The organism is Ralstonia mannitolilytica (assembly GCF_000954135.1).
In the GTDB taxonomy this organism is placed as follows: Bacteria; Pseudomonadota; Gammaproteobacteria; order Burkholderiales; family Burkholderiaceae; genus Ralstonia; species Ralstonia mannitolilytica.
On the sequence record NZ_CP010800.1, the window covers coordinates 745,737 to 755,232 of the forward strand.

General features: G+C 70.1%; 4 protein-coding genes. All 4 read right to left on the reverse strand.

Going from position 1 to position 9,496, the window contains the following annotated elements; genetic code table 11:
• Positions 1-34: 34 nt before the first annotated feature.
• Genes treY through glgX form a run of 4 tightly spaced genes read right to left on the reverse strand, consistent with a single transcriptional unit; the run spans position 35 to position 9,270 of the window.
• Positions 35-2,848 (reverse strand): malto-oligosyltrehalose synthase, encoded by a 2,814-nt coding sequence (gene treY / locus TK49_RS20030; protein WP_045219407.1) that lies wholly within the window; start codon positions 2,846-2,848, stop codon positions 35-37.
• Entirely contained in the window at positions 2,845-5,130 is a 2,286-nt protein-coding gene (gene malQ, locus TK49_RS20035) for a 4-alpha-glucanotransferase (RefSeq protein ID WP_045219409.1), read from the reverse strand. Before malQ ends, treY begins: the two co-directional genes overlap by 4 nt.
• Before the next feature lie 16 nt (positions 5,131-5,146).
• Positions 5,147-6,988, reverse strand: a complete 1,842-nt coding sequence (gene treZ / locus TK49_RS20040; protein ID WP_045219412.1) for a malto-oligosyltrehalose trehalohydrolase — start codon at positions 6,986-6,988, stop codon at positions 5,147-5,149.
• Positions 6,985-9,270, reverse strand: a complete 2,286-nt coding sequence (glgX, locus tag TK49_RS20045) for a glycogen debranching protein GlgX (RefSeq protein WP_045219414.1) — start codon at positions 9,268-9,270, stop codon at positions 6,985-6,987. The genes treZ and glgX overlap by 4 nt, the downstream gene beginning before the upstream one ends.
• Positions 9,271-9,496: the final 226 nt, after the last annotated feature.

Consider the following 9,496-nt stretch of genomic DNA (forward strand, 5'->3'; position numbering starts at 1 on the left):
CAGTCGGTGTTAACCCGTGAAGAGGCGTGGTGCGTCAGGTGTGCAGCAGGGCGACCGGCAACTGCGCCAGCACCTGTCCCAGCGCCAGGCGCGGCGTGCGCAGGATCTGGCCGTCGAACGCGCTATGCAGGGTGGCGTGGGCGAGCGCCGCCGGCAGGCAGACCGTGGTGTCACGCCAGGCGCCGGAGGGAAAGGCCGGTGTGGCGGCGTGGCCCAGCAGCGCGGACGCGTGCAGGGGCACGATCACGACGATCGCCTGCCCTTCATGCTGCCGCGCGAATGCCAGCACGTGCTCCGCGCCGCTGCCCGTCACGGCCAGCGGCTGGTAGTCGCCCGAGCTGAATACCGCAGGCAGGGCGGCGCGCAGCGCCAGGGCCCGGGCCAGTACGGCCTGCTTGATGCGGCCGTCCGTCCAGTGGCCGAGCAGCGAGGCGAGGCTGTGTCCGGCATGCGCATGCAGCGCCCGCAACGCGCGATGCCGCGCCGCATAATCCACCGGCCGCCGGTTGTCGGGATCGACGAGGCTCGTGTCCCAGAAGTCGGCGCCCTGATACAGGTCGGGCACGCCGGGCGCGGTCGCGCGCAGCAGCGTCTGGGCGAGCCCGTTGACGGCCGCGGCGGGCGCCAGGCTCTCCACGAACGCGGCGAGCGATGGCAGGAACGTGGCCGCGGCCTCGCCCGTGAGCAGCGTGAAGACGAATGCGCGGCTGGCCGCCTCGTACTCGGCATCGGGGGCAAACCAGTCCGTGCGCTGCTTGGCTTCGCGTTGCGCCTTCTCCTGCCAGAGCGCGACGCGCTCGGCCAGGGTGTGGACGGCATCGGCGTCGCGCCAGTCCAATGCCGCGGGCCATACGCCCACCAGCGTCTGGTACAGCATCCATTGCGCGGAGGGCGAAGGCGCCGGGCCGCTGGCCAAGGGCTGCACCCACCGCGCGTGTTCGCTGCGCCACTGGCGCGCCGCGGCGAGCCACTGCGCCGGCCGCTCCGACAGCACGGCCAGCCGTGCCCGCACGTCTTCGCCGCGCTTGTGGTCATGCGTGGCGGTGGTCAGCATCGCACGCGGCCAAGTGTGGGCGCGCACCTGCATGGCGGCGTGGAAGGCAGCCGCGCTCATGGCGAATGCTCCGGGGTCTGCGCCGACCTCGTTGCGGGAAAGCAGCCGCCCGTAGCGGTAGCAGGCCGTGTCCTCCACCGCCTTGGCCGCCACGGGCGATGACAACTGCTGGCACCGCCTCAGTGCCAGCTGCCGCAACCGGTCCGGCCCTGCCGGCTGCGCGCCGAGCCAGGCATCGAGCCAATCGAGCACCGGCTGGTCCAAGCGGCGCAGCCGCGCGGCGGCCCCGGCCATGGCGGTGCGCACGATGGCCGTGTCCTGCGCGTCGCGCCCCTGCGCATGCGCATACGTGCGGTACACCGGAAAATGGATGACCAGCTCGGCCAGCGCGCGGCGGATCGCATGCCACGTGATGTCGTGGCTGTCGCGCCGCTGCTGCGCCACGGCGTGCAGCGCGGTGGCTGCGGCATCGAGTTCCGCCGCAAAGTGCTCGTGCAGGATCTGCCGCCGCGCACGCAGCGCCGTGGCCGAGAACGGCGCCTCCGACGGCGGTGCGTCGATCCATTCGAGCCAGCCCAAGGTCAGCGCATGTTCGCCGCGTGCGTCGTGCAGCAGCGCGCCGACCTGGTTCATGAAGTCGTAGCCGCTGGTGCCGTCCACGCCCCAGTCGGTGCGCATGGCTTCGTCGTGCGCCAGGATCTTCTCGACGACGATCCACGGCTGCCCCGTGCGCCGGTCGGCAGGGCGGGCGGCGTGTTCGGCCTCCAGGCGCCGGCGCAGTTGCCGGCAATAGGCGGCCGGGTCGGCCAGCCCGTCCACGTGGTCGATGCGCACGCCGTCGATCCAGCCCTGGCGATAGAGCCGGAACAGCAGCGCATGCGTGGCTTCGAACACCTCCGGGCGCTCCATGCGCAGGCCGGCCAGCGAGCTGATGTCGAAGAAGCGGCGCCAGTTGATCTCGTCGTTGGCGGTGCGCCAGTAGCTCAGGCGCCAGTGCTGGCGCGCCATCAGCGCATCGAGCTGATCGGGCCGTGCGTTGATCGCGCGCACCGCTTCGGCGATGTGCGCGGCGCCGGCTTCGGTGGCGGCAAGGTGGCGCAGCGCTTCGCGGGCCTCTTCGGCGCGCTCGCGGCGCGTGCGCACGGAGCGCGGCGTGCCGACGGCGGCAAAGCGATCCGCCACCGCGTGCATGGCGGTGTCTGCGTTGCCGGTGCGCAGCAGCGCGGCGTAATCATCCAGGGCGATCGGGAACCGGTGGTCGTAATACGCCACCGCCAGCCGCGCGGCGGTGCGGTCGTACTCGAGCGTGAGCCGGCCGCCGGCAAGCGCATCGGCATAGGGCTCGCCGAGGAAGGGCGCGAGCACCTTGTTGCGCAGCGCCGGGTTGGCGGGTTGCCAGTCGATATCGAAGAAGTTGGCGTAGGCGCTGTCGGGCCCCGATTCGAGCACGTCGAGCCACCACGCGTTGTGCGCACCGCCCACGCCCATGTGGTTGGGCACGATGTCGACGATCAGCCCCATGCCGCGCGTATGCAGTGCCTCGACCAGTTGCTCGAGCGCGGCTTCACCGCCGAGTTCAGGGTTCACGCGCGTCGGGTCGGTCACGTCGTAGCCGTGCATCGAGCCCGGCTGCGCGGTGGTGATGGGCGACGTGTACAGATGCGAGACGCCGAGCGCGGCAAAGTCGTCGAGCAGCGCCCGCGCGTCGTCGAACGTGAAGCCCTGGTGCAATTGCAACCGCACGGTGGCGCGGGGGAAGGCTTGCGGTGTCGGCGCTGCGGTGGGCGTGGTCATGGCGTCTCGTTGCGTGCGGTTGCCAGCGCCGACATGCGTGCCTGCACGGCAGGCCCGTCCAGCAGTGCGTCCAGCGGACCGGGCAGGCGGCGGCGCCAGTTGGGATGCGTGTCCACCGTGCTGGGCAGGTTCGGCTGCTCGACGAGGCCGAGCAGGTCTTCCAGCGGAACGAGGGCCAGCGGCGTCGGCGCGGCGCTTGTGAAGATGCCGGCGGCCGTTACGAAGTCCTGCGCCGTGGCCTGGAGGATCGTTTCGGCCTCGGTGTCGTCGTCGGCCGCGCGTGCCTGTTCCAGCGCAGCGAGCAAGGGCGCTACCTCGATCACGGGCGTGCGGTCATCGGCGGAAGCCCCGCGGTTGTATTCCGCAAACGCGGCCACCAGCGCCGCGCGGTCTTCCATGCGGCGCGCCTTCGCCTCGCGCTCGCTCATGCCGATCGGCAGCAGGCCGAGCTTGCCCTGCCAGCGCAGATCGTTGCCGACCCACCAGCCGGCCAGCGGCGGAAGGTCGTGCGTGCTCGTCATCGCCACCGATGCCGGTGCCCAGGTGCCCGGCGCGCGGAAGGGTGCGTCTTCGCGCGTGTAGTCGCGCTCGAACCAGAGGATGCGCATGCCGAGCAGGCCCTCGTCGGCGAGCTGGTCCCTCAGGCCGGCGGGGACGGTGCCCAGGTCTTCGCCGATGACGATGCAGCGGTTGCGCCACGATTCCAGCGCCACGAGCCGCAGCAGGTCTTGCAGCGGATACCGCAGGTAGACGCCGTCGAGCGGGCGTGCGCCGTCCGGAATCACCCACAGCCGCATGAGGCCGAGCACGTGGTCGATGCGCACACCGCCGGGCACGGCCATCACCGCGCGCAGCATGTCGATGAACGCGGCAAAGCCCTGCGAGCGCATCGCGCGCGGGCTGAACGTGGTCAGACCCCAGCCCTGGCCGTGCGCATTGAATACGTCCGGCGGCGCACCAACCGTCACGCCGATCAGCAAGTCCTTCTGGCAGGCCCACGCGTGGCTGCCCGCGCTGTCCGTGCCCACGGCCAGATCGGCGATCAGGCCAATGGCCATGCCGGCCTCTTCGGCGGCACGCTGCGCCGCGGCCAGCTGCCGGGACGCGGCCCATTGCAGGAAGAGATGGAAATCCACCGCTTCCTGGTGCTGGCGCGCAAACGACTCGACGGCCAGGTACGCCGGGTGCTGGTATTGCACGGGCCATTGCTTCCAGTGCGCCGGGCCCAGGTGCGCGTGGAGCGTTTCAAAGTGCGCATGATCGAGCAGGCTGCGGCCGGCCGCGGCGCAGTGCGCGCGGTAGTCCTCCAGCAGGGCCTGTGCGGCATGGTCGCCCGACGCCGGCTGCCGCATGCGCCGATGCAATGCCCGCAGCACCGTCATGCGGGCGTGTCCGCTGGCCGGCCAGTCGATGAGCGGGGTGGCTTCCAGGCGGGCGTAGTCGTCGACGAGGTTGCAGTCGATCACCGTCTGGCGCACGGCTTGCTCGCCAAAGAGTGCGGCAGGGTCGATCATCCACGCGTTCAGGAACAGGCGGCTCGACGGCGAATACGGCGAGTAGCGATGCGGGTCGGCCGTGAACATCGCATGCACCGGGCTGAGCGCCAGCGCATCCGCCCCATGCCGGGCGAGATGGCGCGCCAGCGTGCCGGCAGCGGTGTAGTCGCCCAGGCCTGCGCTGCACGCCGCGTGTTCGCCGCCGCATCGCAGCCCATAGAGCTGGGCGGAGGCGCCCCACAGCCGCCGGTCTGCCGCCCGATCGTGCTGCCCGAGCGCGTCGGCCACGCCGTAGCAGCGTGGCGGCGCAATGGCGAGCGTCGCTTCCATGGCGGCGCCGGCCCCGGTATCGATGCACAGGCGGTGGTACCCCGCCACCTGCACGGGCGCGATCCGCAGCGTGGCGTGCTGCGTGTCGGCGCTCACGCCCAGCTTGCCTTCTGTGCGGCCCTCGTGCTCGAAATCGATGCGGTATGTCTGCCCACCGAGTCGTGCCGCGTGGGCGGCTGACGTGGGCACAACGATCGGCTGGCCCACCACGCCGGTGACGAGCGGCGGGATGGCGGATGCGTCCGTCTCGGCGCGCAGGCGCGCGCGGCTCTCTTCCACCTCGGCTGGTGTGCCGGCGGACAGGCCCAGCGCCTGCAGCACGGCGCGCAGCACGTCGTCGGCCACGCGCATCGGGCGGCTGGCCGCGTCTTCCCAGTCGACCATCAGGCCGGCATCGCTGGCCAGCTGCTGCAGCGGCGTGAACGGTGAACGGGGTGCGTGGGGGGTGCGATCCATGGTGCGTTGAACAGGTTCAGCTGTGCGACGGTGCCTGCAGCAGGGCCACGCACGCGCGTTCCGGCATGCGATGGCCGGCGAGGGCGGCGGCCGCGCCTTCGCGCGATTCATGCAGCAGATCGGCCGGGTTGCCCGCCAGCACCGTCGGCACGGCGACGGCCTGGTCGGCCAGGTTCAGCACGATTGTCAGCACGCTGCCGTCGCCCAGGCGCCACCGTGCGATGGCGCCCGCCTTGCCCAGCGGCACCGCATCGAGCGCGCGCGTGCCGGGCAGGCGCGGAATGATCTGCCCGTTGCGCAGCGTCAGCAACTGGCGCGTACGGTTGAGCCAGCCCAGCGATTCGGGATGGCTCTCATCGGCCTTGCCGGGGCACGACGCAAGATACGTGCGCTCGTCGTTCGGGTCCGGAATGCGCTCGCGCTGCTGCGGGTCGGCAAAGGCGGCGAACTTGGCGAACTCGCGGCGGCGTCCGTCCCGTACCGCTTCGGCCAGGGTGCCGTGGTGGCTGGTGAAGTACAGGAACGGGCACAGGCTGCCCCATTCCTCGCCCATGAACAGCATCGGGATCTGCGGACACAGCAGCAGCAACACCTGCGCCGCATGCAGGGCATCGGCGTTGGCGAGGTGGGTCAGGCGCTCGCCGAAGGCGCGGTTGCCGATCTGGTCGTGGTTCTGCAGGAACAGCACGAAGGCCGTGGGCGGCAGATGGGCGCTGGGCTCGCCGCGCGGCACGTTGTCGTGGATCGGCGACGGCTCGCCCTGGTAGCAGAAGCCTTCCTGCAGCACGCGTGCGAGATGCTGGGCGGGGGCGTCGGCGTAGGCGGCGTAGTACGCTTCGCGCTCGCCGGTGAGCAGCACGTGCAGCACGTTGTGGCCGTCGTCGTTCCACTGCGCTTCGAAATCGCCGTGGCGCTCGGTATCGCGCAGCAGCGAGGCGGCATTGTGCTCGTTCTCGAGCACCAGGTGCACATGGCGGCCGGGCTCCGTCGCCGTCCGGACGCGGCCGGCCAGCTCGCCCAGCCAGTCGCGCTCGGTGATGGCGTGCACCGCATCGAGCCGCAGCCCGTCGAAGCGATACTCCATCAGCCACATCAGCGCGTTCTGGATGAAGAATTCGCGCACCTCGGGCACGCGGAAATCGATGGCCGCGCCCCACGGGGTCTGGACGTCGTCGCGGAAGAAGCGCCGCGCGTAGTGGTGCAGATAGTTGCCGTCGGGCCCGAAGTGGTTGTAGACCACGTCGAGGAAGACCATCATGCCGAGCCCATGCGCGGTATCGATCAGTGCCTTGAGATCGTCCGGCGTGCCGTAGCTGGCCTCCGGCGCGAAGGGCAGCACGCCGTCGTAGCCCCAGTTGCGCGCGCCGGGAAACTCCGCCACCGGCATCAGCTCGATGGCCGTGATGCCCAGCCGCGCAAGTTCCGGCAGCCGCGCACGCACGCCGTTGAAGCCGCCCAGCGCGCCGACGTGCAGTTCATACAGCACCGTTTCATGCCACGGGCGGCCCTGCCATTCGGGGTGCTGCCAGCGGTAGCCTTGCGGATCGACGACGAGGCTGGGACCGGGCAGATCCTGCCACTGCGCGCGCGAGGCCGGGTCGGGCACCGAGAGCGTCACGCCCTCGCGGTTGGTGACGCGATAGTGGTAGCACGTGCCGGCGCCCACGGGCACCACGGCCGCATACCAGCCGCCGGGTTCGGCCTCCATGGGAAAGGCCACGTTGCCGTCGATGTTCTGGACGTCGATCCACACGTTGGCCGCATCGGGCGCCCAGAGCCGGAAGCGCGTGGTGCCGTCGGGCAGGACGGCGGCGCCGAACGGCATGTCGTGCGCAAACCGCGGGGCAGGTTCGTTCATGGTGTGGCGTCTCCGGTGGGTGCGTTGCCGGCGGTGGGCGTGGTGCGCTCGTCTTCGGCCGGCTGCGCCGGCGCTTCGCTCGGTGCGCTGCTGCCGGCTTCGGGAACATGCCCGACGGTTTCGCCACGGGCGTCGGCTTCGGGGTGGCCGGCAATCTGCGCGATGCTGGCGAGCTGCGTGGCGAGCAGCAGCACCACGCTGCGCCCGGCCACCTGCAGCGTGCTGCCGGCGTGCGGGCGGGCGTCACGCTCCGGCGCCGCGCTGTCGAGGGCCAGCAGCCAGTCCATGGCCGGTTCCGGCAGCGTGAAGGTCAGGTCGGTGGCAGCGCCGTTGATGAGCAGCAGCGCCACGTGCGGGCGTTGTTCCTCGCCTTGGCCGTCGATGGTTTCGATGCAGGCGCGGCGCAGCGTCAGTGCGCGGGCTTCGCTGTCGTTCCAGGCCTCGGGCGAGAGCATCTGGCCGCGTTCGTCGAACCAGGCGATGTCCTGCACGCCGGGCAGGATCTCGGTGTTGCCGTGCACATAGTGGGGCCAGCGCAGGGCGGGGCTGGCCTTGCGCAGCGCGATCAGCCGCGCGGTATAGCGCGCCAGCGCCTGCCCCGCGTCTGTCTGCAGCAATGACCAGTCGAGCCACGACACGGGGTTGTCCTGGCAATACGCGTTGTTGTTGCCCGCCTGCGTGCGGCCGAATTCGTCGCCTGCCAGCAGCATCGGCGTGCCGTTGGAGAAGAACACCGTGGCGAGCATCGCGCGCATGACGCGTTCGCGCGTCTCGACGATGGCGGCGTCCTCGGTAGGGCCTTCGGTGCCCCAGTTGGCGCTGCAGTTGTCGTTGTGGCCGTCGCGATTGTCTTCGCCGTTGGCCTCGTTGTGCTTTTCGGCATAGGTGACGAGGTCGCGCAGCGTGAAGCCGTCGTGCGAGGCGACGTAGTTGACCGACGCCCACGGCCTGCGGTGCCGCCGGTCGAACAGGTCGCCGCTGCCGGTCAGGCGCGCGGCCAGATCGGGGCGCTGGCCGGAATCGCCGCGCCAGAAACGGCGGATGCCGTCGCGAAAGCGGTCATTCCACTCCGCAAAGCCCGGCGGATGGTTGCCGACCTGGTAGCCGTCGGGGCCCACGTCCCACGGCTCGGCAATGAGCTTGACCGTCGACAGCACCGGGTCCTGGCGGATGGCATCGAAGAAGCCCGCGCCCGGGTCGAACCCGCTGCCCTCGCGCCCGAGCGTGACGCCGAGGTCGAAGCGGAAGCCATCCACGTGGAACGCGTTGACCCAGTAGCGCAGCGAGTCCATCACCATCTGCAGCACGCGCGGGTGCGACAGGTTCAGCGTATTGCCGCAGCCGGTGTCGTTGATGTAGTAGCGCTCCTGGCCGGGGACGAGGCGGTAATAGCTCGCGTTGTCGAGCCCGCGGAACGACAGCGTCGGCCCCAGCTCGTTGCCCTCGCAGGTGTGGTTGTAGACCACGTCGAGAAACACCTCGATGCCCGCCGCATGCAGCCGCCGGATCGCCACCTTCAGCTCGTGCAGCGACGGCGTCGACAGGTAGGCCGGCTCGGGCGCGAAGAAGCTCAGCGTGTTGTAACCCCAGTAGTTGCGCAGCCCGCGCTCCACCAGGAACTGGTCCTGCAGGAACGCATGGATGGGCAGCAGCTCGATGGCCGTCACGCCGAGCTTCTGCAGATGCTCGATGAACACGCTGTCGCCCAGCGCACTGAAGGTGCCGCGCTCGGGCGGCAGCAGGTCGTCGCGCAGCATCGACACCCCGCGCACGTGCGCTTCGTAGATGATCGTGCGCGACCACGGCGTGTTCGGCCGCACGTCGTTGCCCCAGTTGAACGATTCGTCGGTCACCACGGCCTTGGGCATGGCGGGTGCGCTGTCGCGGCGGTCGAAAGAGAGATCGCCGCGGTTGGAGTTCAGCCGATAGCCGAAGAGCGCATCGGACCAGCGCAAGCCGCCCACCAGCCGGCGCGCGTACGGATCGAGCAGCAGCTTGTGCGGATTGAAGCGATGGCCGTGATGCGGCTCCCAGGGGCCATAGGCGCGGTAGCCGTAGACGAGACCGGCCTCCACGCCGGGCAGATAGCCGTGCCAGACCTCGTCCGTGCATTCGGGCAGGGCGAAGCGGGTCAGCTCCTTGCGGCCGGTGGGGTCGAACAGACAGAGTTCGATCTTGCTCGCATTGGCCGAGAAGACAGCGAAGTTGATGCCAAGGCCATCCCAGTGGGCGCCTAAGGGGAAGGGTTTGCCGGGGGCTAGCGTGCTTGGTAGGCGGAGCATTGGTTGAGTGCGTGAGGCGTTGTTTTTTGCCTGGTGGTTTTGTCCCCTTTGGATTGCTCTGGTTGAGTGGAGCTATTTTTTTTGTGGTGCGTCCCTTGGTTCTCGCCCTTGCCGGGGCGGGTGCTTGTGGTGCATGCCTCGTATCGTCCCCTGCTGTGGCCGACCTGCTTCTCTTTGGCAAGACAAAGACAGTGAGTCAGCCGCGGCAGGGGGGGAAACAGAAATG